This window comes from Halorarum sp. SLYT50 (genome assembly GCF_059821265.1).
Genome location: NZ_JCAMRW010000006.1, coordinates 12,937 through 38,560 on the forward strand (window position 1 = coordinate 12,937; position 25,624 = coordinate 38,560).

Here is a 25,624-nt window from a genome sequence, read left to right on the forward strand (position 1 = left end):
ACGGCGTTGGACCAAAGTGTCCGTCAGGAATCGTTCGGGAAGTGTGGGGACCCGTTCTGTCGACCGGCGCGTTGCCAAAGTCGGTCCAGACTCGGCCGCAATCCGGTTCCGTCATCTTCCATCGTTTCGAGAATGCAGTGTTTCGGTTCTTCGCGCTCGCTAAATGGTCGGAGTGATACGCCCAGCGAGGCCCCAGCAATCGACGTGGGGAACTGGTAGTCTTCAACTCCGAGGAGCGTGACGAACGCGTACACGGGCGGCTGTGCCCCCAGTTCAGCCAGTGCATTAAGTGACCCCGGCACAGTCTGCATCAGATATTTCCCAACCTCAGGATCAACGTGATTCGGTTCGATAGGTGTGAACGCATCCACGGTAGTCTGCTCGAACGTGAGGGTGGTGACGGCCTCGATGTAGCCGTCTTCGGCCAGAAACACGTACTCCGGGTGCTCCTCCTGAAATCGACTGTTAATAGATACGACGCCGTCGCCAGCTGGTTTTCCGGTTCGATAGCTTCGTCCACCCCCGAAGAACGGCGGCGACGGTAGCTCGGATGGAGGAACGCCGTAGTCTGTACTGAACATCCCGACCGGGAACAGATGGAGGACTGCACAGGGGCCGCGTGGAAGCGCATTCGGGAGAGAGTTCGACCGCGCCTCGATCATCGAGAGGCGTTCGTCCTTGAGCGTCTCCATCTCCTCAATTGGGTCAGTCGTGGGCTTCGCGGCGTCGATGCCGAGGTGCTCTTCGGCAAGATATGGGTTGCGGGTAGTCAGCTGTGTGCGGAGGTCGGCTCGCGTGAGGATTGTGACGGGAAAGCCGAACTTCTCTTGGAGTCGGTCTCGGGCTTCGTCGACAACACGCGGCGGTTCCGGAAGCTGGTTTATCACGAACACGACGAAGTCACGGTCGAGATCCCGGTTGACCGTCTTCTTGGCGTCAGTTCGGAGTTTCTGTTTCCAGTCATTCCGCGTGGTGAAGTGGGCGACGCCAGTCTCGTCACCCCGCCGGAGGTCCGCATCGCGTCCGCCATCTGCACCGGTTCCTTCGGTGGGAGAGACGTCGTATCCGCGCTCGCTCAGGATGTCCGCGGCGAGCTTCTCGAACGTCCCGGCGTCCACCTTCTCAAGGGCGATCTCCAAATCCGTTGCTGGCATTTCTTACGAGAACGATATTACGGGAGATTCGTTAGCGTTGTCCTCGCCTCTTATTTCAGATCGGTATCCCGTCCCGACCAGCGAGTATCGCCTCGCCGCTCCGGGTGAGGACTACTTCCGGAGTTGGTTGACGGCGTGATCGATCCAGGAGGGGTAACGGAGCCAGCGGAGGATAGGAAGGCCGACGACCCAGCCGCACCGATGGCAGGTGAGAAAGCGGTCGTCTTCGAAGCGACGAACATACGACTGGCAATTCGGACACGTCCCCTTGTTCCGCGTCGTGTCGTAGTAGTTCGACTTCAGCTGCCGAGCGTACGACTCCATGAACTCCATCTTGTAGACGTAGGTGTCCCCAGTTACGATGAGATGGTCGCCGGGGTCTTTCAACTGCCAGCCGTCCTTCTCGTAGACGTCCTTGACCCACTGGGGAGGATCGTTCAATTCTTCCCAGCTCATCAGTCTGTTAGATGTCGTACTCCGCGCCGTGACTCGGGTCGCGCGTAAGCTCGCGGAGAGCGTGTTCGAGTGCGGGTTTAATCATTGCGAGGTCGCTCTCAGGGACCTCGGGCAAGAGGTCGGCGAAGTGCTCCTCGGGGGTATCGCCGCGGGCGATGCTCGTGTAGACCTCCATGCAGAGGTAGAACGCGCCGTAGCCGTGGCGACCGAGGAATATCTCGACGTTGTCGTCGATGTAACCGTAGCCGATGGCCCCGATGAGGGCGGGGGTGACGAAGACGGAGTCGTCCATCGTCAACATCGGGTTCTCGGCGAGGACTTCGAGGAACGTTGCGGAGTAGGTCCGGGGCTGCTCGTCGGATTCGACGATGATCGCTCCGAACTCCTCAAGATCACGGAGGTCCTCGTAGAGCGTGGTCTGTGGAATGTCGGTGTGATCGACGAGTTCCTGTACGGTGAGCCCGCCTGCTTCAAGGAAGTTCGTTCCCTCTGCGTTGCGTTTGATGTTCTCTTCGATGTGGAGGGTGAACCAGATATGGGCCAATCGAGGAGTTGTGAGGAGGTTTCCGACGCCAATGATGTTCTCAATGAGGGTTCCGTATTCAATAATATCGTCCGCGGCAGGGCTTTTCGCCATACTTTACGAGTTTCTTGGAATGCGTAAAGTGTTTCGGTCGTCCGCTAATTTATATAGCAATAAGTGGTTTACGAACTTTCCGGGGGAATTGGTCTGTATGATGTGTTGTCTGGTTGTCTGGGCGGGACAACCCCACACCACAAACACTAAGAGAACTGACTGTATCGCTCTATCCACCGAAAACAATGAACTCAGAATCACCACAGCACGAAGCGAGCGACCTTCTTCGCCGGTACAGCACCGCCCGCTCGGGGAAATTTAAATGACTCTCAAGCACGTACCGCCGCACATGAGCGACGAGACCGCGCCCGAACCACTCTCCGCTGAGGCTCACAGCGACGCAGCGGAGGCGTTCGTCGACCGAGCGCGGTCCCAGCACGGCGATGAGATCGTCGAACTGTATGTCTTTGGGTCAACCGTCCGTGGCGAAGCGAACGGTCGGTCAAGCGATGTCGATGTCCTCATCGTTCTCCCGGACAGCCCCGACCGAGACGCTCTCGCCGACTCCCTCCGCGACATCGCGTACGACGTGATGCTCGAGTATGGGCCGCTCGTCGAACTCCACATGCTGGATGAACCGACGTTCAAACGCTACCAGCGAGAGGGGAATCCGTTCGTGCGGAACGTCCTCAGAGAGGGCCGCTCGTATGCCTGACGACGAGGCACCCGGTGAAGCCGCAGTCGAAGATCAACTCCGACAAGCCCGACAGGCGCTCTCGGATGCCGAAGGCGCACGGGACGCGAATCTCTCTGACGCGGTCGTCGTCAACCGTCTGTACTACGCCTGCTTCCACGCTGCGCAAGCTGCGCTCTACGACCGAGGGCACGACCCCACAACTCACGGCGGCGTTCTCACCCTGTTTGGGTCCGAAATCGTCGGTGAGGGCGACGCATCGCGTACGGACGGCCGCTTTCTGAACGATCTTGGAGAACTCCGCCAGCAGGCCGACTACGGCTATGGAACAATCGACGAGGACGTCGATACTCTCCTCGCGCGAACTCGCCAATTCGTCTCCGAGATGGAGTCTCTCTGCTCGAGTACCGACTAACGATGTCGACCTACGCCCGCTTCGACACCCTCGAAGACTTCAAGCAGTTCTATCAAGAGAAAATCGCCCCGGCACTCCGCGCCGACCCCGACGTCGACACCGATCCTGACTGCGACACCCCGACCTACGCATGGCTCAAGAGCAACTATTCAGGATTTGTCGAACGCCTCCGTCGCGACCACGACCTCTCCCCCGGCGAATTCTACGACGCCGTCGGCCTCCCGCCGAATCCCGATGAGACGGACGACGCATGGGTAATCTGCCACGAACCAACTATCCGGGGGCTCGAAGACTACCTCGAAGAACTTGAGCGCGACCGCGGGCGCGCCGCGACCACGGTCGGCCCCCGCCGCTCACGGCTGAAAACCTACGTCACGACCTACCGAGACGTCAACGGCACGGGTGACCTTCTCTCGCCGTTACTGGACGAGACAGCGAAGCCGGACGAGATCGCACGCGTCCGGGATACGTTCCGCGTCCTCGACGAGGAGCTTGGGACGCTTGCCTCGAAGAAGAAGTACGTCTCGGCGGTCAAGAACTGGTACACGTTCCTCGAAGAGATGGGGCGCGGCCTCTACAACCCGGCCGAGAACCTCCTGAACCGCTTCGGGTGGGATGAAGACCCGCGATACGACCATCCCGCCCTCGGTCGCGAGGACCTTGCCGCGCTGCTCGCCGCCGGCGACGACGACGAATGTTTCCTCCTGCTCGCGCTCGCCGGGTGGGGGCTCCGGCCCGTCGAGGCGTGCGAACTGCACGTGAACCAGCTGGTGCTCGACCCCGACGACGGCGACGTTCCCTACATCGAGTTCGAGGCTGGCCAGCGCAAGAACGCGCGACGTACCAGGAACACGGTCGAACTCCTCGTCGGCGTCGACGCCATCCGGGAGCGTATCGACCTCCTCGGTGAACACGACGACTGGACGGGCTACCTGCTCCCCGGGCAGTCAATCGGGAGCCCCATGTCGACGGAGACGGCGCGCCGATGGTTTCGCGACCTCGGTGAGCGCGCTGACGTCCAGATCGCCGGCGGCCACCCCCTCCCGAAGATGGGACGACGCACCTGGTATCGGCTCTACCGCCAGCAGCGCCCGAGCATCGAGGCGGGGACGGCGGCGGTCGCGGCCTCGCAGGGGAGTCGGGATGCCTCAGTATCGGAACGAAACTACCTCGACGAACGGACGCGACGACAGGCACGCGCCGACGCGATGCGCGACCTCGTACAGGATGAACTTGCTTCGATTTTCGACGAATTCCTCTAGAAGTTGAAACCCAAATGTCTCTCGTCGACCTTCGAGACTGTTGATGCCGGTCACCGAGTAGTTCACTACGGTCGACTCCCACGAGAAACCGGTCGTCAAGGATTGTTGTGGCCTACTTGTCGAGATATTGAATGCCCCATTCGCGGAGCTTCTCAGCCACCAACTCTGGGTTCTCGTGGGCAACGATCATCGCAGCTTCGCGAGCGTCACCCTTGTAGACCGGACCGTCGACGAGGTCTTGCAGATCATGTAGGAACGTGTCCTCGTTCTCTTTGACGAATTGACGGACTTCGAGGAGGAGTTGGTTTGTCCGATCAGCGTTCACTGATGCACCGCGCATCTGTCGCTGCACAAGGTAGGGGAGATTGTCCACGTCGATATCGGGTGACTGTGGCGCGTGATCGTCGGCCGTGGTCGGGTTTGTATCCGTCCCTGGCTCGGTTTTCGGGGTAGAATCCGTACCTTGGTCCTGTGGTGAGGTAGGCTCGTGGTCTTGTTTTTGCTCAGTCGCCGACGCGTCAACGGTCTCCGCTCCCGACTCGGTTTCTCCCTCAGCCTCCGATTCTTGACCTTGCTTGTGGTCATCTCCAGCCTTCTCCTCCGTGGATTCTTCGTCCTCGAAGTTGAGCGAGCCGGTGCCCTTCTTGAGGCCGCCCATTACGAGACCACCTCTTCGACATCCACGGTAGGTTCTTCCGGTGGTTCAATGCCGAATTCTGCTGCGAGGTGATCGGCGATCTCGAGGATGGTTTCAAGCGATTCGATCTCGCGCTCACGGAGGCGGCGGGCTCCTTTCTCCCCGTTCTGCCAGCCTTCCTCGACGACTTTGAACGCGGTGCCCTGTGCGTCCCACATTTCGTCCATCATGCTCTCACGCTTGCCCATCGCGGCGGCGACGCCGTACTCGTCCTCCATTTGTTCGACGTATCGGCGGTGAGTACTCGTGTTTCCGACGCCAGAGAGGATGACGGCGGCGACGCCGACGTCGATGTTGAGATTCTCGCTCATGCTCTCGAGAAGGCCGCTGAGGCCGTCGAGGCTCTTGTTGCCCTTGCCGGCAGGTTTGCTTGGGGCGACCAGTGTTCGGGTGGCGTAGATGGCGTTGTAGAGCATGATTTCGGCACGTGCATTCGGATCCACGATGACGACGTCATAGTTCTCTTGGACGTTGTTCTCGTCCCAGAGGATCTTATAGAGCTGTTCGTAGCGATTGAAGCTGTCACCCATATTCTCTTCAAACCGTTCTCGCTGGAGGAGGAGTTCGGTAAATTCCTCGAGCATGTCGTGGGCGGGGAGAACGTCGATGCCTTCGTCGGTACTGTGGATGAGATCCTCGAATGACCCACTCGGACGCCCCAGAACGTGTCTGACAAGGTTGTCCGCGTCGGGGTCGTCGCGGCCTTCCTCGACATCGAAGAGGTACGTGAGGTTAGCAGCTTGATGGTCGAGATCGATTACGAGCACGTCGAATCCCTGACGGGCATGTGCCTCTGCGAGGTTGGCGGTCCACGTGGTTTTGTGGATACCGCCAGATTCCGAATAGACCGTGTAAGTGATGGGCATATGTTCCCCAGATTGGTCGTCCACATCATAAAGATGCGTCAGACATCCGCCTAACTCACCCGCCTAATCTATCTATCTAATCCATTCGCCTAATCTATCCATCCCACCCATCCCGATGAGGTATTGTCGTAATGCATGCACCTGACAGCCCCATATTCCATCCGACCCGGCGTTACGTCACTATATTAGGTACATGGATTAGATGGGTCAGTTATGTACATTGGTTAGCCGATAAACTCATTAGTGAGAATTTGAACCCTGAGTTATGCCGTGGTATGGGTGAGACCACCCTCTGGACGTTCAACTGGAGTTCTTTGGAGAAATCCAGTATCACCAGAATTATGTTTCTACATTAGGTACAAACATTAGGTTGATGGATTATCTTAATGAGCGATCTTGAACGGACTTTCGATGATGGTGTAGTGATACGAGCATCTCTAAGAAGATGCTGAGATATTCATCGTGTTTGCTATCCCATTACGTCGGGCGTATCGCACTTCGAAGGTGGCAGGACCTAAATGAACCATATATCACTATACCATCGCGGTTGCGAAAGTGACGCAGTAGTTCAGAGTGGAGGTTTGGAACAGCGTCAGGCATACTCTAAAATTCCCCTCCAATAAGGTTTTCAATTGTTCCCAGAATATTGGTAACTACGAGATGTACGAGGTTCTGGATGACACGGCAGCGCGGGTTCTCCGAGCTCTCGAGAGTGGCGACTCAATCCGCCGTGTTGCTCAGCACCTCCACACGCCTTACGAGACGGTTCGACAGGCGGTCAATCGGCTTGAAGACGCAGGTTACATCGAGTACGATAACGGCCTCTCCACCACGGATGACCGTGTACGAGACGCAGCACACGAACTAGTGGCCGCAAGCACCGGCGTCAGTCCGCCGACTATCGACGAAGCGTACGTCATTCCGCAGTTCGGTGACTGGCCGGTCGTGTTCACTCGGATCGACGCCGCCTACGTGTGGTCAAAGGGCGGCTACTAGGTCAGCCGCGACCCCGAGGCCTATCCATTGTTCCTCGCCGTTAGCGAGCAGGACGTCGACGCCTGGGAACGTTCTTCAATTCGTTCGACCTCCCAACCGCATTCGAGCGTCAGCCCCGCGACGAACTGGATGGGCCACTGCAGACCGTCCTCGATCCACAACCGTTACTCGAAATCGAACTCGTCGAAGGCTACCCGGTGATCCCGAGAGCAGAGACGATCGAGTACCTGCACGAGAACTATGCCCAGTTCCAGTCGACGCTCGCGATGCTCAACCGGATGTACGACGACCTCGACCTCGGCGTCAGCTACCGGGAGACGGAACGAGCGCAGACATAAATCTCCACAACCGGAGTGATGCACTCATCGAGCTGCTCGATGAACTCACTCAGGAGAGACACGAGTACGTCCTTGTCGGCGGAGACGCTGTCACTACGTTCAATGCTCGCTTCTCAACGGACCTCGATATCGTCGTCGCGCCGGACTCCAAGGCCGAGTTCGTCGAGTTCCTCGAACAGCGGGGCTTCGAGGAAATAGACAGCCACGCTAAGGATTGGTTCTACGACACCGAAGGTATCGAGTACGAGAAACGGCTCACGCCCCAGCAGCCGATCGGCTTCGATCTGCTGGTAAACGGACTCGGTTGTCGCCAGACTGAGGCACAGTGGTCGTTCGACTACCTATACGACCACAGCCACCAGCAGGAGGTTAGCGGCGGAACAGTAACGACGACGGCCAGAGTCATCGATGGGGCGGTACTCGTGGCGGCAAAGCTCCACAGCGGCCGCGAAACAGACCTTCGAGACGTCCTGGCGGTCGCAGAAGAGATCGACCTCGATGCTGTCACCCCCCGCCTGCGGCGAGGGGATGAAGATGCGCTGCGGGAGCAACTTGAGCGTGGACTGGAGATTTTAGAGAGCGAAGAACTCAAGCACGGGTATCGGAGTGACTTCGGGGCATCAGCTATCTCAGAAGAGACGGTCACCGCCCTCGAAGGGTACCTGTCTTCGCAGGTTGACCAACTGAGCTGACCGCGGTTGGAGGCTCGTTAGTCAAAAACAAAGATACGAACACATTCACCGGAGCTTGCAGCGGTTCAAAAAATTGGAGGGAACGGTATCAGTCGACCGTCGCTAACACGCGGACGTCCGTATCTGAGTGTCGTTCCCGTTCAGTTCGAGCACCGTGCTCGCGAAGGATTTCATCAATACGGTTGACAAGGGACTCCGCATCCTCCCTATCGACGTGAACGATCAGCGTCGGACGCTCCTCGTCGCTGTTTTCAATCACGAGGGAGACATCCTTGAACTCGTCCGGTTGTCTATACGCCTCGAACTCTGCGGCGACCTGGTCGGCCAGGTCGTCGAGAACCTCAATTGGTTCCTTTGTCATAGATTGAATTTCGACCTTGGAAGGTTGTGCCATCGCGAACGAGTGGAGAAGACGTGACTTTCTGAACCACCTCCATCAGACAAGCTCGAACGGAGCCTTCTCAGCACCAATGGTTTATCGAGAAAAAGTCCAACTCGATAATTGGCGATGTTTTGACCGTATCGCAGTGTAATTCGAATAAGAGTCGGATTATCTTTGTATCGACAGACAGCGACAGGTATGGTAGCAACACGAGAAAGGGCCCTTAGCGAACGCGAGTTCGAACTATTGTTAGAAGGAGCGGGGCGAATAACAGATACGCAACGACGTCTCGAAACTCGAGCGGCTATCCTCATCGGGGGACGTCTTGGACTTCGACCAGGAGAAACGACACATCTGTCGACGTCGTGGATTGATCTAGAGCGACAGATGATTCAAATCCCTGCACAGCAGGATTGCACAAAGGGACGTGACGGTGGTATCTGTGGATACTGTCGTCAAGCGGTGAAACAACGAATGAATCACAGTCCCGATAAAGAATTCCAGAGTTTTGCGGATCGCTATTGGCTCCCGAAAACAGAAGCCGCGTCTCGAACAGTACCGTACCATTTCTCGTATCGAGTCCGAATCGCGATTGAGTTACTACTTGACGAACATGGTGGCTGGCCATATTCGTTCTCGACCTTACAGCGGCGGCTGGATACTGCCCTTAAGCTGTCTCCAGAACTGTCCGACGACGCAACCTCGTTACACGGACTACGTGCCACAGCAGCGTCGTATCATGCTGGAAGAGGCTTGGATCTTCCCGCACTCCGTGCCATGTTCGGATGGGAAGATATCACGACTGCGCGCCAATACCTGAACGTTGATGGGGCGATGACTAGACGGGCACTTGATAGTATTCATCAGTAGAGCCGAATTCACTGACGCTCGAGAACTAGCACAGCGTTAGTTCAGAAACTATTCCATCGGTCCTGCATCTTCCAAGTGCATGTATTTCTCCGCTACCTTCTCGAAGTACGCCTCCGTCATAATTCGCGGATTCGACACGCGGTGGAAGTCATCAAGAACGAACTGCATTTCCTCCTCATCCAGCCCGTACGCATGGAACGCGGCCGCATCGACCTCTGCCTGTAGTTCACGCCGAGTCTCCATATCCGTCGCCGGTTCGATTCCGCCGAGTCGCTCACGCATCTCAGCGAACTCCTCACCGTAGCAGTTGAGCTTCGCCGCACGATCGGCGATGTAGTGGAACCAGTCGTCTCCGTCAGTGAGGCGGGGAGCCTGTGACTCCTCAAATTTGTACTTCGAAGCGTGTGAATCAACCTTCGTCCGCATCAAGAAGTCAAACGGGACACTGTTGATCAGCCCGAGCGCGACGAAAAGCTCCTTGTCAGTGAAGACACAGTCGTATGCGCTGTGCATTGGGAACTCCGAAAGATCGTCCTTGGTAGGGTTCGCCTCGAACGGCCGAACCGTGTACAGCGTGTGGACGACGACTCCACCCGGCGGGATTACAGCCGCAATGAGTGTGCGTTCGTCCGTCGCACGGGCGACCTCGCGGAGCACAAGCCGATATTCGGAACTGTGGAGTCGGATATCCTCCATCGAGAGTTCGGGACGGTCGAACTCCTCCGTTAGCAACTGGTTCACGAATTGCTTCTGTGAGCTGGAGCTGATATGGCTGAATTCTGGATCGTCAGCGAACGTATTGTAGATCGCCTTCTTGAGGCTGATTGCATCGTCACGGGCGCGGAAGTTCTTCTCCCGGACTCGGTACTTAGCACTCAACTCCTCGTTGTCCTCCTCGACACTCCACAGCGAGATCGATTCAAGATTGTCAACGTACGTCGGGTCGTAGCAAAACTGGTAAACGTTCTTTCCCTGATAGACCGGATAGTCGCATTCAGATTCATCCTCGATGAATCGGTCACGGTCTCGTCCCCGGTCCAGTTCCTTGTAAAGGACAGTACGCCACGCATCTTCAATTTCTGTTGCCAGCGGTGGTGCCTGGAGAACCTTATCCAGCACCGAGACCTCTTCTTGTTCCTCGATGTTGGGGAAGATCCGAGCTCCGGGGGAATACTCCTTGAGGATTCGCGCTGGGATTTCCAGAGCTACATCGTCAATCGACCGAAGAACGTCAACGGATGTCTGATGGAAGATACCGCGGACAGTATCAGTGCTCCCCTCAGTTCGAAGGGTAACGATGCCGAAATTGTATCTAGTATCAATGGCGGAAAAGATACCTCGGTTTTCAAACCCGACGATATTCTGAATCTCGGACTCTTCTAAGGCATGTACTCGCAAATCCTTCCCAGCAGCGGCATTGAAGAACGGACCAGGGAGTAGCTGTGAGACGTAACCGCCATCTCTGACGATATCATACACCCGCTCGAAGAACAGCAGCGATAGGTCGTTCGTTCGTGCGACCTGTTGCCCCTCAACGCTTGGCGTCTGGTACTCATACTCTCCACTCTGGTTGATATAGGTCGCCTGCCGTTCTTTGTCACGCTGAAACTTCTCCCATCCGGCAGCGATTTCAGGGTCCTCTAAGAGTTCTTCGACCTTCTCGTCTTTCTCGCTTGGCGGGCGGCTCCGATACTCAGTATCGTGCTTCGGAAAGAAGTCCGTCCGGTACGGCTTCAACTCATCCCATGGCGGGTTACCGATGATGACGTCGAACCCACCTTCCCGATAGACGGTCGCGAACTCCAGCACCCAATGGAACGGAGAGAACTCCCACAATTCCTCAATAGAAATGTCCTCATCAACGAGTGCGTTGAATTCATCTCGGATTTTCTCGTTGAGGTCCTCGCTGTGTGTATCGATTTTCCGCTCAGCCATCTTGCGTGCGTTCTGGGCTTCGCGTGCTGATTCCGCGGTCCGGTGACGATCTTGCTCACGAATGACATCCTCATAAAGATCTTTGACCGCAGTTCCGACACCCCAATTCGACAGCGACGCATCGCCGGCGTCCTCCCGTGCGACTTCTTGGAGTTCGGTGAACCCTATCAGTGAGTTGCCTTGGCGAATGTTGAAATCGATGTTCGGGAGCGGCTCGACCTCGCTCGGCTCGTCTTCAATGTCTGCCACCATCGAGAGCCACAAGCGCAGTTTACAGATCTCAACTGCCCCTTCCTCGATATCAACACCGTAGAGATTGTTAAGAATGATAGACCGTTTTGCGAATAGCGACTCCCCACCATGCCCCTCTTCAATACTCTCTAATTCTTCACGGCTACGACTCTCCAACTCCCAACCTTTTCCTTCGGATTCGAGCCGTTGGAAATACTCAATGCATTGCATATATAGGTCCATCAGCACTTCCTGTGCGGCGAGCAGGAAGGCGCCACTTCCTACGGCGGGATCGAGAATGTGCGCTTCCTTCAGAATATCGTGGTAGAGAGTCTCCACATGGCTGGTCTGAACGTTTTCCGTTGGAACTTGCTGAGTTATAGTTCCGCCATCGGCAACAGCTTCTGCCCTACTATCTGCCTCGGGCACGGGGAATCCGAACACATTGTCGATATCGTCGTAGTCCGCGTCCACAGCCTCGTTGAGTTGATCGAGCAGATACGGATGGATCGTCCGACGGGCCATGAACCCCGTGATCTCTTCCGGTGTGTAGTACGCCCCCATCTCCTTCTGATTGACCGTTTGCTCGAAGATGTGGCCCAAGATCGCTGGGGAGAGGTTCTTGGGATCGACGATGTCGAGTCGTTCGTCTACGTTCCAGTTCCAGTCGGAGAGGAAGTCGAGGATATCGTCGAAGAACTCGTTCGTTTCCTCGGCAGGGCCACCTAACTTCGCGTCCCGGAACTCCTCTTCGACAGGATTCCTTGCGAACAAGCCACCGTTCAGGTACGGTAGACTACCGAAGTCAGGGTTCTGCTTGTCTTCTGCGAGGTATTCGAAGAAGAGTGGTTCGTAGAACTCTTCGTAGTGGTCACCACCCTCGTCAACAACTTCATTCGGCTGTTCGTGAAGGTAGTTCGGGTTCCGATCAAGGAGGCGCTTTTCTTGGATGAAGTATAGGAAGATCATCCGGTCAAGAATGACCTGCACATATCGTTGCTTCGCATCACCACGATCGTCGGGAATGCCCGTGACCTCTTGAATGAGATCTGTCCGGAGTTCCTCAAACTGTTCATAGAACTCCTTGACGACCTGTTGCGTGTCGTAGAGCGTATCGTATATCGCAGCAGAGGAACCGTACTCGATCGAGTTCAGTTTCTGGAGAATAGTGTTCTTCTCTCCGCTATCCCTCGTGAACTGCTCCTTCGAGAACGAAATCTTTTGATGCTTAATTCGGCCGTGCTGCTGCCCCTCCCAGCTTCGGACTCGCGTATGAAAGTGAAGGTCTCGAAATCATTGGTGGCAACGAGGTTGGTATGTCGTGAGCGATTTGCAGGTTTGAAGTCTGTGGCTGTCTCGCCGGGGCCCGCATTGACAATGACGATGAATTCGTCATCATCAAGCTGAACTACGAGCTCGTTGTCGTCACCTAGTTTCGGGCGTGGTTTGAGCCCGCGCTTTTCAAATGAGTTCGCGATATCCCGTAAAGAGTCCCAGCCCGCGATATCGGATGCGGTGATCTGCTGGAGAGTCATACCACCTGAAAGTTGCCTTACTCATATGAAAATGATGGATATGAGGGTGACTTTCGACTGAACTGGTCAATGCACTTGTTGAATAGAGTGTGAGAAGCAGTTCGTATTTCACTAGTATTCGTAGACCAAGTCGAAAACAGCCGATAGCGAGATGCTCAGTTGATGCAATGCATTGAGTATTTCCAACGGCTTGAAAGAGAGGGCAAAGGGTGGGAGTTAGAGTCCAGAACTCGGGATGAGATAGATGAAATCGAGTCCGGAAAAGGCTCTTCGTCACTGTACGCTAAGCGGAGTGCTATCCTCCACAATCTGTACGGGGTCGATATCGACGAAGGTGCTGTTGAGATCTGCAAACTCAGGCTGTGGCTCTCCATGGTCGCTGATATCGAAGATGAACCGAGCGAGGTAGAACCGCTTCCGAACATCGATTTCAACGTGCGGCAGGGAAACAGCCTGATCGGTCAACTCGATACGAACATCGAGAGTAACGAGGACGGAAACAGCGACCTCGATTCTTGGGAGGTGAAAACCCGTTTTGAAGATGTTAAAGAGGCCATCAAGAAACACAAGAGCGCTGAGACCAGCTCCAAGGCCCAACAATGGCGGAAAGAGGCGGAAGACAGAATAGAGGAACACCGCGACAAGTTTGACGAAATCCTTCGCCGAGAGTTCCAAGATGCAGGCTTCGACGACATCACGATCGAGGAGATCCGGGAGTGGTCGCCGTTCCACTGGCCGTTGGAGTTCGCCGATGTCTTCGAGAAGGGTGGATTCGACGTGTTCATCGGAAACCCGCCGTGGGACATGCTCTACGCGAATCGCGACGACTTCTTTATTCGCTACGACGAGCAGTTCCGCACCTATCCCTCGGAGGAAAAGGACGGTGTGATGGAGGACCTCCTCTCAAATCCTGAGGTTGCCTGGGAGTGGGAGGAGTACAAGGAATCGATGGAAAACCAAGCAGACTTCTTCACGCAGGGAGATGTCTACAAGCTCCAATCTCCGGTGGTGGGCGGTCGGACGATGCCGACGAAGAACGAGCTATCTGCTCTCTTTCTGGAGCGCGTGTTCAGACTCTCTCGAGACGGCGTGAAGGTGAGTCTGCTCCTCCCTGGCACTATATTCGGAGGAGTGATGGGGAAAGACCTCCGAATGCATCTACTGGACCACACGGACGTAGAGAACCTCATCGGATTCGAAAATAAGGGTATCTTCGAGGCTATCGACGATAGATACCGATTCGCGATTCTGACGTTCGAATATGGGGGGAAGACATCAGCTCTTCGAGGGATATTCAACCAACGTGATATGGATGTAGTCTATCTGATCGAAGATGAGGCAGTCAAGATTCCGCGCGACGTACTCGTCAGTTATTCTCCAGAGGGGGGAATCTTCCCATCCATCACCTCGCAGATCGAAGTAAGCGTCTTGGAGAAGGTAGTTGAGCAGCCTTCCTTGGGTGAAGATTTAGAGGAGGCTTGGACAGTTGATATGCTCACTAAGGAATTCGTTGAATCGACTGATAAGGATAGGCTCCAAACATCGCCGGAGGAAGCCGACTATCCCGTCTACGGCGGCAAAAATATCCACCAGTTTCAGTACGATAATACCCACACAGATGCGTTAGATGGACCGCAGTACTGGAGCCGGGGGATGTACGATCCACCGAATAGTGCTCAGTCCCGTGTTCGAGAGAAGAAATTCAACAGGGGTAATCTCAAACGGGCGATCTACGACGCCTTTGGAGGTTCAGAGACGAGTAAGTCTCAGGTTCAATTCGTAGATGAACTGCTCGAAGAACACCGTGGTCACGGACTTGAGGAAAATGACGTCCTGCTCGATTGTACCGAGTACCGAATTGGCATTCGGGATGTTTCTCGATCCCGAGACGAGCGGACGATCATAGCGACGGTACTTCCGAAGGACGTTATCTGTCTCCACACCATTAACACATTCAAGCCGTTCGCTATTGAGCCTGAAGAGGAACACCTCACAGAGTCCCCGCTACGATCACCCTACGTCCGCCGATTCACGGATCAGGAACTCTTCGTGGCAACTGGGCTCCTGAACAGCATTGCGTTCGATTTCCTGATGCGGACCAAAGTCGAGACGCACATCGTCAAGCGAGAGTTATTGGAATCCCAGCTACCACGCCTCACCGACGGAGATGACTGGTTCCACTACATCGCTGAACGAGCTGCCCGATTGAACTGTTACGGTGAGGAGTTTGCTGAGATGCGTGAGCGACTCGGCGGAATCGAGGCAGCGACAGAAGATCAAGAACGCAGAGAATTACAGGCTGAAATCGACGCGGCCGCATTCCACGCATATGGCCTGGAACGTCGTGACGTGAAGTTTGTTCTCGATGACTTCCATCGTGTTGAGAATCCGAAGCTGATGGACGAGGAGTACCTCGATCTGGTATTCGAGAAATACGATCTGTTGGATCAGAAGGGGCCTCTACCGTAGCTCCCGAATCACTGTCCGACAACCCCCCAGCATACGAGCTTCGCTTGCACTTCACTCTCTCCCATCAGTTTTGTCTGGTATTCAGTGGAGGCTTCGACATTCTCTTCCAAGAACTCCTCAAGTTGACTGAGGAACTCCGCGGTCGGCCACTCTGGGAAGGAGTCATACTGCTCGTTCTGGCGAGAGATCTCCCGTAGAATTCGGTCTTCATCCGTGTTCGCCAGCTTTACCTCCTGCAACCGCTCTTCGATGTCGTTAGCCCATTTACCTAGCGTTTCGAAGTCTTCGACAGGAGCCGGGTCATCGCCGTAATTTGGCTGAACGTAGTGACTGATGAAATCGAGGATCGTCTCCTGTTCCTTCGAGAAGGCCTCTCCCTGTTTGAAAGCTCCCTCAACCTGGCCTTCTCGAATCACCTCAAGACGCTCGTCAAGCACTGCTTGAATCTCACCACGATTCGATAACACCGTATCTGGAGTTCCGGTGATCGGTTCGCCGTCAACTGAAGGGTCGATTTTGAGCGTACTCACGGGCCGCTCTTTGACCTCGTCGGCGAAGGGCTTGTAGTAGAAAGCACGACGGACGCGACCAAGCGGGGATTCGTGGTCATCATCGTCGAACCAGAGGTGAGCAAGAGCGAACACGCCCGGACGGGGACCGGCATCGTGGTCAGTTACATTCGTGTAGAGGAATTCCCGCTCTTCGGGCGGATCATCGAAAAAGTCCTCAGCGTACTCGAAGTCTTCCGCGGTCAGATCATAATCCTCGTTCAGTTCTCGCTTCAGAAGGTACCGCTCGAATGCAGCGTGCTCATTACTCCCAGCGTTGCGGAGGAGCGGATTCTTGCTCGTGTCGTCGAGTTCATTCACGTCGTCAATTTCACGGGACTTCTGGAGTGAGTCCTCAATCTCGTCCACCTGTAATTCCCCAATCGTCTTCTCCGTGTCCACACCTGTCTTTTCGAGAATCTGGTCTTCGTTCGGATCGAGAATGTTGTTCTCCTTCCCGACGATGAGCGCGATATCGTTGATTTTTGCCTGCAGGCGTTTCAGGAGCTTAATCGCCGCCTCGATGTCGCCGTCCGGGTAGAAGTTGTGGACGTGTTTCTCGGCGGTACTCCCGATCCGGTCGACTCGCCCGACACGCTGGACAATCCGCATCGGGTTCCACGGCAGGTCGTAATTGACCACCACATGAACGTCCTGGAGATTAACCCCTTCACTCAGGGTGTCAGTGGCCACTACGTACTGTAGCTCTGAATCCCCCGACTCGGCGAGTGTTTGCTGGTAGCCTGACGCCTCGGGGGCGAAGCGCTGGATAACGTCTTGTTTGTTCTCGTCACCGCCTTTGACGACGGCACTGTTCGCTTCGGTGAGCGGCGAGTCCCCGTTCTCAACGAGGGTTCGGTAGACGTAGTCGGCGGTCGCCCGATACTGAGTGAAGATGAGTACTTTCTGGTTGTGGTCGTTGAGGAGGTTTGCGAGCCGATCGATCTTTGGGTCACGGAATTCCCGGAGCGAGAAGACGGCCTCATAGAAGTCGTGGGTAGCCGGATCGACGTCGCTCAGGTCACTACTCGGATAGAGAACTGGATTCATCGCCTCCTCTGGAACTTCTGGAAGCACGCCTGCATTGTGATCTGCGAGCCACTGGCGCGTTGAGACAGCGTGATCACTCACATCACCAGCGTCACGGGCGACATCACCGATGAACTGCGCGAGGAAGTACGAGAGTAGCGTGAGATCTTCCCGGATGTACGTCCTTACCTCGCCGATAGTGGCGTCCGCCAATTCGTCTCCTTCAGTACCGTCTCTGGTTCCCTCTTCCGCCTGGATTGCGGTTGTGTCGAATCCAAACTCTTCGAGTGTCTGCTCAAGGTCCTCAGCAGCATCCGCTCCTTCAACGAAGTCACCGAGTTCAGAATCATCTCCATTCTGGATGGTTCGGAGCACGTCGATGTCTTCGCCCTCAGGGAGGTTCTCAAGGAGTCCGAGAAGCTGTCGTTCACTCTGGTGGAGCGTCTCGATGGATTGGACGAACGCGTAGGTTGAGGACTCAAGTCGCTTGAGGAGATTTAGCTTGTAGAGTGCTTTCAGTGTGCTGCCAGCCTTAGGGTTCTTGACTGTGATGTGAGGCAGGTGAAGGGCGTCCATCACGTCCGGGAGCATCCGATATACGGGCTGATACGCCGCTGGCAGGGAGTACTGTTGTTTGTTGAGTTTCGGAGGCTTGAAGCTCATCTCGAAGTCCTCCGTGTCCTGAATCTGGTCTTTGACGTGCTTGCGCGTCCGAAGAACCATCACTTCGTTCAGGATGTTCGAGATCTCCGAGGAGTGCCGCTGTAACTGCTCAGTGATTTCTTGCTGTTCGTCGTCGCTCACGTCCTCTTTCCCGGCCGCGATGCGTTTGCGCGTCTCTGAGAGTTCGATGTACTCGTCAAACGCACCGAAGTCGAGGGATGCCTTGTTTCGGAGTTCTTCCGGACTGGTGAACAGGCTGATGAGGTTCTTCAGGTCGGTGGCACTGTTGTTGATCGGAGTCGCGGTCAGCATAATCATCGTTTTCCCGCGGAACTGCCTGAGATTCGCGTGCCGTCGCGTCCCCTTGTAGTCGTCATCGTAATCCGGGTTCGGTCGCCACTTTCCGTAGTTCCGGAATCGGTGGGCCTCGTCGATGAGCAGGACGTCGAATTCGTCCTTGAGGTCCTGCACCTCGTCGTAGGATAGATTCTGGAACTTGCTGATACTCATCACGTCGAGGTGCGTACCGTCCACCTCTAACCCGAAGTACGGGTTGCCGTCTTCGTCGGTGTCGTTCTGGAGGAGGTCCTTCCACTGATCAGTCAGGTTAGCCGGGACGATGAGGAGACAGTGCTCGCCGCGTTGGCGGTAGTCGTGGAGGAGTTCACCGCCGATGAACGACTTACCAAGGCCAACCGAGTCGGAAACGATGCACCCGTTGAACTGGGAGAGCTTCTCTTTCGCGCTTTCGTACCCGAGTTTCTGAAAATAGTACAACGGGCTATCACGGATATTGACGTTCCCGTTGAGTTCATCGTAGGAAAGCAGCTTGTAGAGTTCGAACGGTTCGAGATACGTGCCCAGCTCTACGGACGACTCTTCCTCGGACTCGTCTTCCTGCTGTTCCTTCCAGTTCTGGTACTCATCGCTGCTCTCAATGATTCGGATTATCTCCTCACTGAACTCATCGGCGTTCGCCCATTGGTTGTCGTACCACTCCTCGAACGCCTCGGCCTTGTGTTGATCCTGGCTCGTGAGGTTCAGTTCGATATTGTTCTGGTGTCCGCTCATAGTGAAGTTCGAAGAACCGACGATTGTGGCACACGGACGCGTGTCATCGTCTTCATCTTGACCCCAATTTTCGTCGTCTGCAAGGGGCGCTCGAAACGATGCGCCCTTTGCGTGGAAGTAGCCGTTTTCGGGATTGCGCACACGGACGCTCACCTCGCCTTCCGCGATAAAGTCGCGTAGCCGGTCTAACCTCCCGATCTGAGCGTTGTTCAACTCCGAGATGCTCTCTCTAACCTCGCGTTTGAGCTCCTCTCTAAGATTCTGTCCTTCACCGATTTCGTCAGCAGTTCCTCGATTCGTCTGCCGACCCATCAAAATCCGAAGCGGAGCGTGATCGAGCTCGTCAGGGTCTGCCAAGTTCTCGAGGTCTTCTCGGTAGAGGTCAAACCCTGAGAGGTAGAAGTACCCAGTTGCGATACGAGCCTCCTCGATTTGGGGGATAATCCGCTTGTAGGCGTCTTCTAATGTTCTGTTGGCGTTATCGACAAGTGGAGGAAGCGAGAGCATCGTAATGCCGAGATATATTCAATACGCTGACTTAGTGTTTAGTGACCGTGAACTGGAAGGGTGTCAACCTTATTGGTTTGAATCAATCAGGCAGGCCGGAGATCTCGCCACCGAACGTCAACGGTTTCACCATCGGTCATTTCAACCCGGAAAAGATATCCCTCTCGTTCATCGCCGGTCACAGTTCCAGCATCGTCCGAAATCACCTCAACAACCGTTCCTTGACGGCTGTGTAGACGCTCGTAATCGGGATCAGTTTCGTCGGGTATGTCGATTCGTACGTCGTCCCCTATGTTGAATCGTCTCATAGTAGCTGTCACCCGCTTTGGATCCAGAATAGACCTATCGAACCAACCATAACAACTGCACCGACGATTAGCCCGACTGCTGTGGGAGCCGGCAGAGAATAGCCTGCCTCCGTGACGAAAGGAGTGAAATTGAAGCCGCCAGCATATCCGCCGACGGTAAGGTATCCAGCGGCGAGAAGACGGACGAACCATTGCTCAACAATCGTATGCGATCGGTGATCTGGGTCTTCATCAGGTCGCGGATCAATAATTTCCGGGTCGGGCTTTGCCCGTTTGAGATAGCGCCATTCATCAAGATACATTCGGACAGGGAGGGCTGATTCGACTTGGTTTAAGATGGCATATCGAGCCTTGTTCAATCGCCGATAGGACTGTAAACTCTGGTACCAGAAGTAGCAAATCAGACTGCCGAATCCAGAGGCGAACAGAACGATTGCACCGCTCGTAGCCGTCAGATTTCCTCGGGCGAGTGCGAATAGCCCGGCTAGAATTGACGTCAAGATCAAGCCGAAAAATCGATTCATCTGAACCCGTTGATTTGCGGTCTCGATCGCCACTTCGCCATAGTGGATATATTGATCCATCAGGCGATCCATCTCCTTGTCGTTCAGGTTCGTTAACGTCCCCTCCTCAACGGATTCAGCCTCGGCCGGTTCGTCTGGCTCCCCACCAGCAACCTCTTCGGAATGTTCCGGCTCCGTTTCAGGCGTGTCTTTGTCCTCAGTATTCTCACCAGATTCGGTATCATTCGACTCACTTTCGTCCGTAGTCTCATCAGCTGAATCAGGCATATTCGGCTAAGGCGTCGACGAGTGATGCTTTGCGCCATCCTACCTGCGTATTAGCGACCTCTTGGATCTTTGTCGGCACCTTTGATTGGCCATCGGGGACAATCGCGATAACCGGCTTGCCGAGCTCATCTGCGAGATCCAATTCTTCAGGAATCCACTTGCTGTGTGCTCCATACATCCCACTACTAACAATTACTACGGATGCCGTCCGCATCTGGTTTTGGAGTTCGGACCGGAGTGCCTCATCAGTACTCACCGGAAGCGGATCGGTCGATGGAACGCTGTGATTCTGCCACTCCAATGAAGGAACCTCATCGAGGAACTCGACGATTCGCTCGTAGTGCTCACCGTGTTCCCAGGAATGGGAGACGAAGAGGTTGTACTGTTTGTCGTCAAGCCGATTCGCGGCTCGCGCTAATCGGGATAGGGATGGACCAGTCGCCTTATCCGAGGGGGCGGATTGTCCCGTCGACGACTTAGAGGAACCTAGCGCCTGAAGTCCTTTGTAGGCAGCATAGAGGACCAGAGCGCCACCAGCAGTCTTTTGACCCGATGTAAGCCCTTGTTGTGTGCTGTCGTCAGAGGAGCTAACACCCAGAGAGTGGTCAGTAGGCACAATTCCGGACTGATTCTTGCTCGTATCAAATGAGCCATTGCGGAACTGATTCAATACATCGGCATTGCTGTCGTCGGCTTTCGTGACGATATAGACGGGTCCGAGTTCACGAAGAGTGAATTCGAAACCAAGATCGTTCCCTTTGTAGGTAGGGAGAATGGTGTTGCCATCTACCGGATAGAATCCAGCTGGTACACCGCTTACTGCCGATTGTGGCACAAACCGAATCGCTGACGCCGAAGGTGAGCTATTCCTGATATCAGTGAATGCAGCCTCCCAGGTGGTTTTCAGTAGGGAGGAGAGAGCTTCGGACATGTACCGTATGAGGACTCTATTTGTAAATCCTATAAGTGCTTTCCCGTCGGGAAGGAAGGACGATGTGAGTCTCTTATTTCAAAATGCAGTAGTTCTAAGTATTCAAGCTGAAATGCGGTCACAAGGGGATATCCATGAGTTTCGGGGATAGTTCCATCACGTCATCAAATCGCCGTAGTGAGTACCGACTCTTCATCTCGCATTCCTGGGAGCACAGCGAACCATACGATCGAATGGTTGAGCTGCTTCGGGAGTACCCCAACTTCAGCTTCCGAAACTACTCAGTGCCGGAGGTAGATGAGATCGACGCGAGTACCGAAGACGAATTAGAAGCCGCTCTCCGAGAAGACCAAATCAAGCCTGCCACAGTGGTCGTGATTCTCGGCGGAATGTACGTGGCACACAGCAAGTGGATCAAGAAAGAGGTCATTCTGGCTGAAATCGAGAGTACACCGATTCTCGGCGTCAAACCGTATGGGAGCAAGCAGATGCCGAACTTCGTTGAGGACCACGCTGACGAAATCGTCGGATGGCAAGCCGAAAGCGTGGTAGAAGGGATTCGAGATTTGGCCGATTAAAGATGATCGCAGCTCACCAGTTATGTAGGGATGGTTTGACCCTCTCCAGCGATGAAAGCCCGCTCGCCAGCCTCAAATCTATATTCCTTGACGACGACACTGGTTGTCAGGACAGGTCTTTACCCACTGAGTTAATGACTGATCCCGGAAGTTTCTGGAAACAGGCGGTTTCATAGACAGAAACCGCTTGACTGCGTACGGTCGTCACGACACTCAGAAGTCACGATAGCCACTTTCCGGAAACGACCCGGTCATGCTTATAAGTCTTGGCGGAAAATCAGTCTGTCAATACCGTATGATTCGCGATGCTCGCGTCCTCCGCGCCGGATTCGTCCCACGGGAAGTGGAGCATCGCGACGCCGAAGTCAACCACCTCTCCAGCGTTCTCGAACCCATCACGAACGGCGAGCCCGCCGACACCGCCATCGTGACCGGGCCCAGCGGGGCCGGAAAAACCTGCATCGCGCAGTTTGTCACCGAACGGCTCCGCGAAGAAGTTCTTGACGTCGAAGCGACCTACGTCAACTGCTGGCGCAACTACACTCGGTTCCGGACGCTCTACCAGATCCTCGACGACCTCGGAGCCACCCTTGATATTCACCGCCAGTCGACACCCCACGATGAACTTGTGAATCGGCTCCAACAGCACGACGGTCCCCGGACCGTGGTCATCCTCGACGAGGCCGACCAACTCGAAGACCCCAGCGTCATCTACGACCTCCACAGCCTCCCACAGTTCGCGGTCATCTGCATCGCGAACAAGGAAGAGGAACTGTTCAGCCGGGTCGACGAACGCCTCGTGAGTCGTCTCCGCTCGAGCGAGCACGTCCGGATGGACAGCTACCACGACGAACAGCTCTACGACATCTTGCAGGCACGGGCGAAATGGGGCCTCGACGAGGATGTCATCACCGACGACCAGCTCTATCGTATCGCCGACGCCGCTGCCGGCGACGCCCGCCTCGCAATTGGCATCCTTCGGACGGCGGCCAGCAAAGCAGACCGTGAAAACCACGAACTGATCACCGACGATATCCTTCTCGATGCGGCCGAGGACGCACGGGCCCAGATCAAGCAGAAGAGCCTCGATTCACTCACCCCACATCAGCGGGTCGTCTACAATATCGTTCGCGACCACGGGCCGCTCGGCCCAAGCGAGATTCACGACCGCTACGTCGACGAGGTCGATGATCCCCGAACGAAACGAACTGTCCGGACGTATCTCTCGAAGATGGCGCAGTACAACCTCCTGGAGGCCGAGGGGACAAGCCGGGACCGAGAGTACTCACTCGTCGATTCGACGGCCGCGTCAGCAGTTTAGTAAACCGAGGGACTGCGTGCGATTAGTCTGAGCCGAACTCACCGAGTCCCGACTGTTCGTGCTCTAGCGGTTCGATCACTGTGGGGTCATCGTTTCCGGGATTGTTGACTCTCGTAGAAACCTCGTACGCCGTCAGGTCATTGTCCGAGTACGGTTGACACAGCTCCTTGCGGGTGTCTGGACCGGCTGAAAGCCACTCGGTCTCGACGTCTTCAGGAAGTACGACTGGCATTCGGTCGTGGATCGACTGCATCAGGTCATTCGGCTCCGTGGTGAGAATCGTCATGCACGGGACCGTGCCGTCGTCGCCTTCCCAGACCTCCCAGAGTCCAGCCATCGCGAACGCCGGGCCGACTTCGCGATAGACACGATACGGTCGTTTGGGGCCACCGTTCCGTGCCTGCCACTCGTAGAAGCCCGACGAGAGGACGAGACACGGCCGTGATTTCCACGCCTTCTCGAACACGCGTTTCTCGGCTGCGGTCTCCGAACGGGCATTGATGATACCTTCCTCGGCCTCGTCTGCCCAGAAGGGAATCAATCCCCAGTGATACTGGTCAATCTCGTCCGGGGCCTCGTTTGTGATGACCTCCAGCTTGTCGCCCGGCGCAATATTATATCGCGGCGTGTACCCGCCGTCGGTCACGACCTCTGCGTTGAACCGTGCCTCAAGATCGGATTGGCCGACGAAGAGGGAATTGCGTCCGCACATACACTCTAATTCGAGAGGTACGGGTATCAACGAACCGGGGATGGCAGTCCTTCTCCCCCGTTAAACAAGGAAAACGAAGGTAACGAATGAAACGAAGGGAACGAGCAAGAATGCTCGACAGAAGTAGACGGAGATGGCCGCGAAGATTAACCAACAGCAGACTGCTTCTCACCTCTCTGTTGGTTAAGGGCTGCAGGGAGGTCTGTCAATCCCGGAAGTGACCTCGGAAATCCATCATTCAACCGTGAAAACCCAGAGACGAGGACGGTGTAAGCATTATACAATCACGATTTCCTGAAGCGCGGAAGCGACACGCCGCGGCTTATCAGCAGAATCGGCATCTAGTCGAGTATGCCCAAGAAATCGACTTCGACGTCTAATCGGTTGCAAGGCAATCGGCCGACTCGTGGGGCGGACCGTAACCAGCATCTCGTCGACCGTGCCGAGCCGACCAGCGGCGATCTCTTCCTCCCCTCGCTCGAGGAGGGCATCACGCTCCTGGACATCGACGGGAGTCGTGGTGTTCCAATCATCCAGTCACTCGTGCTCGATCACTTGCTACTGCACGATGGACCCGCCTTCTGGGTCGACGCGAACGGCCACGCGACGACAACTACGCTCGCACAGATCGCCCCCAGCCAGCGATTACTCGACCGGATTGCTGTCGCTCGCGGCTTCACTGCCTATCAACACTACGGCGCGGTCTGTGACCTCCCTACAGCGGTGAATCAGTCCATTCAGCAGCCGTCAACCACTGAAGCTAGCGTGACGCAGTCGTCGGGCCATATCGACGAACCCGCTCCATATCCCCCCTCCCTCATTGTCGCCCCGGCCGTCGACGCGCAGTACCGGGCCGACGATACGCTTGGCGACGTTCACGCTGAGACACTCCAAGCGCGAACGCTAGCCCGACTCGCAACCTACGCCGATGGATACGATATCCCGGTCCTCGTCACCCGTAGCAAGCCAGATGAGTTCACAACGCCGGTCGAGACGATTGCTGAGCACCATCTGGAGTGCGAACAGACGCGGATGGGGCCACGCTTCGTCGGCGAGAAGTTCGAGACGCTCGTCTATCCTGTCGACGACGGCGCGTACTACCAAACCACGTTCGCCTACTGGCGGCAGTTGCTCGGCGCTCGTGCTGAACAGGTCGGGCTGGAACCGGCCTCGCCCTCCACCCCGACCGAGACCACCGACGGCGTCGGCACGGGCGTGACGGCTGACGGCACGACCGCGTCGCTCACCGCGAACCCACTGCTCGATGCCTGGACCAGCGCTGGAGGCCGGTAACGATGGGACGCACCAATCCGACGTATCGGGACGCGTTGCGGGCCATCGAGGAGCGCTGGACGGACTTCCGGCGTGCGCTCCGTCGTCGCGACCAACCCCGGTTCGACCAGCTATTCGCCTATGCTCGCGAGCACGCCGACGCGAGCGGGCTGTTGAACCATCAGAACCCGCTGCTGCCGGCGCTCCTCAGCATCGATCTCGAACAGGAGGCACGGCTCGACAGCCACCAAGATCGCCTTGACGACCTCGAAGCCGCGCTCGAAACAGAGGGTGGTCGGGAGATCAAAGAAGGCAACGAGTAGT

General features: G+C 55.8%; 23 protein-coding genes and 1 pseudogene. 11 read left to right on the plus strand and 13 right to left on the minus strand.

What is annotated here, in order from left to right; all coding sequences use genetic code 11:
- Positions 1-23: 23 nt before the first annotated feature.
- From AC6RUA_RS19740 to AC6RUA_RS19750, 3 genes are all read right to left on the minus strand, one after another.
- Positions 24-1,154 (minus strand): hypothetical protein, encoded by a 1,131-nt coding sequence (locus AC6RUA_RS19740; RefSeq protein ID WP_499816342.1) that lies wholly within the window; start codon positions 1,152-1,154, stop codon positions 24-26.
- Positions 1,155-1,265: 111 nt separating this feature from the next.
- Positions 1,266-1,610: a hypothetical protein gene (locus AC6RUA_RS19745; RefSeq protein ID WP_499816343.1), complete on the minus strand. Its 345-nt coding sequence runs from the start codon at positions 1,608-1,610 to the stop codon at positions 1,266-1,268.
- A 7-nt stretch (positions 1,611-1,617) separates the two neighbouring features.
- Positions 1,618-2,247: a helix-turn-helix domain-containing protein gene (locus AC6RUA_RS19750; protein WP_499816344.1), complete on the minus strand. Its 630-nt coding sequence runs from the start codon at positions 2,245-2,247 to the stop codon at positions 1,618-1,620.
- Positions 2,248-2,536: 289 nt separating this feature from the next.
- On the opposite strand from AC6RUA_RS19750, the gene AC6RUA_RS19755 reads away from it, so the two are divergent.
- The 3 genes from AC6RUA_RS19755 to AC6RUA_RS19765 are packed head-to-tail and all read left to right on the plus strand — an operon-like array spanning position 2,537 to position 4,558.
- Positions 2,537-2,902 (plus strand): nucleotidyltransferase domain-containing protein, encoded by a 366-nt coding sequence (locus AC6RUA_RS19755; RefSeq protein ID WP_499816345.1) that lies wholly within the window; start codon positions 2,537-2,539, stop codon positions 2,900-2,902.
- The gene (locus tag AC6RUA_RS19760; protein WP_499816346.1) at positions 2,895-3,296 is read left to right on the plus strand and encodes a HEPN domain-containing protein; all 402 of its coding nucleotides are present in this window, start codon (positions 2,895-2,897) and stop codon (positions 3,294-3,296) included. The genes AC6RUA_RS19755 and AC6RUA_RS19760 overlap by 8 nt, the downstream gene beginning before the upstream one ends.
- A 2-nt stretch (positions 3,297-3,298) precedes the next feature.
- Positions 3,299-4,558, plus strand: a complete 1,260-nt coding sequence (locus AC6RUA_RS19765; protein ID WP_499816347.1) for a site-specific integrase — start codon at positions 3,299-3,301, stop codon at positions 4,556-4,558.
- A gap of 112 nt (positions 4,559-4,670) precedes the next feature.
- Here AC6RUA_RS19765 and AC6RUA_RS19770 read toward each other — a convergent pair whose 3' ends face one another.
- Both AC6RUA_RS19770 and AC6RUA_RS19775 read right to left on the minus strand, forming a co-directional pair.
- Complete coding sequence (locus AC6RUA_RS19770; protein ID WP_499816348.1) at positions 4,671-5,216, minus strand: DUF7970 domain-containing protein; 546 nt, start codon at positions 5,214-5,216, stop codon at positions 4,671-4,673.
- The gene (locus tag AC6RUA_RS19775; protein ID WP_499816349.1) at positions 5,216-6,121 is read right to left on the minus strand and encodes a ParA family protein; all 906 of its coding nucleotides are present in this window, start codon (positions 6,119-6,121) and stop codon (positions 5,216-5,218) included. Before AC6RUA_RS19775 ends, AC6RUA_RS19770 begins: the two co-directional genes overlap by 1 nt.
- A 660-nt stretch (positions 6,122-6,781) precedes the next feature.
- Between AC6RUA_RS19775 and AC6RUA_RS19780 the strand changes: the two are divergent.
- Positions 6,782-7,455 (plus strand): annotated as a pseudogene (locus AC6RUA_RS19780) (MarR family transcriptional regulator).
- Positions 7,452-8,147 carry a hypothetical protein gene (locus tag AC6RUA_RS19785; RefSeq protein WP_499816414.1) on the plus strand — a complete coding sequence of 232 codons (696 nt, stop codon included), beginning with the start codon at positions 7,452-7,454 and terminating at the stop codon, positions 8,145-8,147. Before AC6RUA_RS19780 ends, AC6RUA_RS19785 begins: the two are co-directional and overlap by 4 nt.
- An 88-nt stretch (positions 8,148-8,235) precedes the next feature.
- Here the strand turns inward: AC6RUA_RS19785 and AC6RUA_RS19790 are convergent, their stop codons facing one another.
- The gene (locus AC6RUA_RS19790) at positions 8,236-8,508 is read right to left on the minus strand and encodes a hypothetical protein (protein ID WP_499816350.1); all 273 of its coding nucleotides are present in this window, start codon (positions 8,506-8,508) and stop codon (positions 8,236-8,238) included.
- A 219-nt stretch (positions 8,509-8,727) separates the two neighbouring features.
- On the opposite strand from AC6RUA_RS19790, the gene AC6RUA_RS19795 reads away from it, so the two are divergent.
- The gene (locus AC6RUA_RS19795; RefSeq protein WP_499816351.1) at positions 8,728-9,399 is read left to right on the plus strand and encodes a tyrosine-type recombinase/integrase; all 672 of its coding nucleotides are present in this window, start codon (positions 8,728-8,730) and stop codon (positions 9,397-9,399) included.
- Between the two features lie 48 nt (positions 9,400-9,447).
- On the opposite strand, the gene AC6RUA_RS19800 is transcribed toward AC6RUA_RS19795, so the two are convergent.
- Together AC6RUA_RS19800 and AC6RUA_RS19805 are read right to left on the minus strand one after the other, a co-directional pair.
- The gene (locus tag AC6RUA_RS19800) at positions 9,448-12,555 is read right to left on the minus strand and encodes an Eco57I restriction-modification methylase domain-containing protein (protein WP_499816352.1); all 3,108 of its coding nucleotides are present in this window, start codon (positions 12,553-12,555) and stop codon (positions 9,448-9,450) included.
- Between the two features lie 161 nt (positions 12,556-12,716).
- Positions 12,717-13,100 (minus strand): hypothetical protein, encoded by a 384-nt coding sequence (locus AC6RUA_RS19805; protein ID WP_499816353.1) that lies wholly within the window; start codon positions 13,098-13,100, stop codon positions 12,717-12,719.
- A 162-nt stretch (positions 13,101-13,262) separates the two neighbouring features.
- Between AC6RUA_RS19805 and AC6RUA_RS19810 the strand changes: the two genes are divergently transcribed.
- Positions 13,263-15,569: an Eco57I restriction-modification methylase domain-containing protein gene (locus tag AC6RUA_RS19810; protein ID WP_499816354.1), complete on the plus strand. Its 2,307-nt coding sequence runs from the start codon at positions 13,263-13,265 to the stop codon at positions 15,567-15,569.
- Between the two features lie 8 nt (positions 15,570-15,577).
- Here the strand turns inward: AC6RUA_RS19810 and AC6RUA_RS19815 are convergent, their stop codons facing one another.
- The 4 genes from AC6RUA_RS19815 to AC6RUA_RS19830 all read right to left on the minus strand — a co-directional run bounded on the left by AC6RUA_RS19815 (position 15,578) and on the right by AC6RUA_RS19830 (position 21,417).
- Positions 15,578-19,387 carry a helicase-related protein gene (locus AC6RUA_RS19815; protein WP_499816355.1) on the minus strand — a complete coding sequence of 1,270 codons (3,810 nt, stop codon included), beginning with the start codon at positions 19,385-19,387 and terminating at the stop codon, positions 15,578-15,580.
- 86 nt (positions 19,388-19,473) lie between these two features.
- Positions 19,474-19,695, minus strand: a complete 222-nt coding sequence (locus AC6RUA_RS19820; protein WP_499816356.1) for a DUF8139 family protein — start codon at positions 19,693-19,695, stop codon at positions 19,474-19,476.
- A gap of 8 nt (positions 19,696-19,703) precedes the next feature.
- Complete coding sequence (locus AC6RUA_RS19825) at positions 19,704-20,486, minus strand: RipA family octameric membrane protein (protein WP_499816357.1); 783 nt, start codon at positions 20,484-20,486, stop codon at positions 19,704-19,706.
- The gene (locus AC6RUA_RS19830) at positions 20,479-21,417 is read right to left on the minus strand and encodes a TIR domain-containing protein (RefSeq protein ID WP_499816358.1); all 939 of its coding nucleotides are present in this window, start codon (positions 21,415-21,417) and stop codon (positions 20,479-20,481) included. Before AC6RUA_RS19830 ends, AC6RUA_RS19825 begins: the two co-directional genes overlap by 8 nt.
- A 233-nt stretch (positions 21,418-21,650) precedes the next feature.
- On the opposite strand from AC6RUA_RS19830, the gene AC6RUA_RS19835 reads away from it, so the two are divergent.
- Together AC6RUA_RS19835 and AC6RUA_RS19840 are read left to right on the plus strand one after the other, a co-directional pair.
- Positions 21,651-21,995: a TIR domain-containing protein gene (locus tag AC6RUA_RS19835; RefSeq protein ID WP_499816359.1), complete on the plus strand. Its 345-nt coding sequence runs from the start codon at positions 21,651-21,653 to the stop codon at positions 21,993-21,995.
- Positions 21,996-22,290: 295 nt separating this feature from the next.
- The gene (locus tag AC6RUA_RS19840; RefSeq protein ID WP_499816360.1) at positions 22,291-23,316 is read left to right on the plus strand and encodes a Cdc6/Cdc18 family protein; all 1,026 of its coding nucleotides are present in this window, start codon (positions 22,291-22,293) and stop codon (positions 23,314-23,316) included.
- Positions 23,317-23,338: 22 nt separating this feature from the next.
- Here the strand turns inward: AC6RUA_RS19840 and AC6RUA_RS19845 are convergent, their stop codons facing one another.
- Positions 23,339-24,028: an SOS response-associated peptidase gene (locus tag AC6RUA_RS19845; RefSeq protein WP_499816361.1), complete on the minus strand. Its 690-nt coding sequence runs from the start codon at positions 24,026-24,028 to the stop codon at positions 23,339-23,341.
- A gap of 351 nt (positions 24,029-24,379) precedes the next feature.
- On the opposite strand from AC6RUA_RS19845, the gene AC6RUA_RS19850 reads away from it, so the two are divergent.
- A complete protein-coding gene (locus AC6RUA_RS19850; protein WP_499816362.1) occupies positions 24,380-25,321 on the plus strand; it encodes a hypothetical protein in 942 nt (313 codons plus the stop codon).
- A 2-nt stretch (positions 25,322-25,323) separates the two neighbouring features.
- Positions 25,324-25,623 (plus strand): DUF8156 family protein, encoded by a 300-nt coding sequence (locus AC6RUA_RS19855; protein WP_499816363.1) that lies wholly within the window; start codon positions 25,324-25,326, stop codon positions 25,621-25,623.
- Position 25,624: the final 1 nt, after the last annotated feature.

What these genes read in the sequence shown, in the direction of transcription:
- AC6RUA_RS19745 (WP_499816343.1), bottom strand. Translation starts at nt 1,610, where the DNA reads ATGAGCTGGGAAGAATTGAACGATCCTCCCCAGTGGGTCAAGGACGTC.
- AC6RUA_RS19855 (WP_499816363.1), top strand. Translation starts at nt 25,324, where the DNA reads ATGGGACGCACCAATCCGACGTATCGGGACGCGTTGCGGGCCATCGAG.
- AC6RUA_RS19750 (WP_499816344.1), bottom strand. Translation starts at nt 2,247, where the DNA reads ATGGCGAAAAGCCCTGCCGCGGACGATATTATTGAATACGGAACCCTC.
- AC6RUA_RS19765 (WP_499816347.1), top strand. Translation starts at nt 3,299, where the DNA reads ATGTCGACCTACGCCCGCTTCGACACCCTCGAAGACTTCAAGCAGTTC.
- AC6RUA_RS19790 (WP_499816350.1), bottom strand. Translation starts at nt 8,508, where the DNA reads ATGACAAAGGAACCAATTGAGGTTCTCGACGACCTGGCCGACCAGGTC.
- AC6RUA_RS19815 (WP_499816355.1), bottom strand. Translation starts at nt 19,387, where the DNA reads ATGCTCTCGCTTCCTCCACTTGTCGATAACGCCAACAGAACATTAGAA.
- AC6RUA_RS19775 (WP_499816349.1), bottom strand. Translation starts at nt 6,121, where the DNA reads ATGCCCATCACTTACACGGTCTATTCGGAATCTGGCGGTATCCACAAA.
- AC6RUA_RS19845 (WP_499816361.1), bottom strand. Translation starts at nt 24,028, where the DNA reads ATGTGCGGACGCAATTCCCTCTTCGTCGGCCAATCCGATCTTGAGGCA.
- AC6RUA_RS19820 (WP_499816356.1), bottom strand. Translation starts at nt 19,695, where the DNA reads ATGAGACGATTCAACATAGGGGACGACGTACGAATCGACATACCCGAC.
- AC6RUA_RS19770 (WP_499816348.1), bottom strand. Translation starts at nt 5,216, where the DNA reads ATGGGCGGCCTCAAGAAGGGCACCGGCTCGCTCAACTTCGAGGACGAA.
- AC6RUA_RS19740 (WP_499816342.1), bottom strand. Translation starts at nt 1,154, where the DNA reads ATGCCAGCAACGGATTTGGAGATCGCCCTTGAGAAGGTGGACGCCGGG.
- AC6RUA_RS19830 (WP_499816358.1), bottom strand. Translation starts at nt 21,417, where the DNA reads ATGTCCGAAGCTCTCTCCTCCCTACTGAAAACCACCTGGGAGGCTGCA.
- AC6RUA_RS19850 (WP_499816362.1), top strand. Translation starts at nt 24,380, where the DNA reads ATGCCCAAGAAATCGACTTCGACGTCTAATCGGTTGCAAGGCAATCGG.
- AC6RUA_RS19810 (WP_499816354.1), top strand. Translation starts at nt 13,263, where the DNA reads ATGCAATGCATTGAGTATTTCCAACGGCTTGAAAGAGAGGGCAAAGGG.
- AC6RUA_RS19760 (WP_499816346.1), top strand. Translation starts at nt 2,895, where the DNA reads ATGCCTGACGACGAGGCACCCGGTGAAGCCGCAGTCGAAGATCAACTC.
- AC6RUA_RS19840 (WP_499816360.1), top strand. Translation starts at nt 22,291, where the DNA reads ATGATTCGCGATGCTCGCGTCCTCCGCGCCGGATTCGTCCCACGGGAA.
- AC6RUA_RS19795 (WP_499816351.1), top strand. Translation starts at nt 8,728, where the DNA reads ATGGTAGCAACACGAGAAAGGGCCCTTAGCGAACGCGAGTTCGAACTA.
- AC6RUA_RS19755 (WP_499816345.1), top strand. Translation starts at nt 2,537, where the DNA reads ATGAGCGACGAGACCGCGCCCGAACCACTCTCCGCTGAGGCTCACAGC.
- AC6RUA_RS19805 (WP_499816353.1), bottom strand. Translation starts at nt 13,100, where the DNA reads ATGACTCTCCAGCAGATCACCGCATCCGATATCGCGGGCTGGGACTCT.
- AC6RUA_RS19825 (WP_499816357.1), bottom strand. Translation starts at nt 20,486, where the DNA reads ATGCCTGATTCAGCTGATGAGACTACGGACGAAAGTGAGTCGAATGAT.
- AC6RUA_RS19835 (WP_499816359.1), top strand. Translation starts at nt 21,651, where the DNA reads ATGGTTGAGCTGCTTCGGGAGTACCCCAACTTCAGCTTCCGAAACTAC.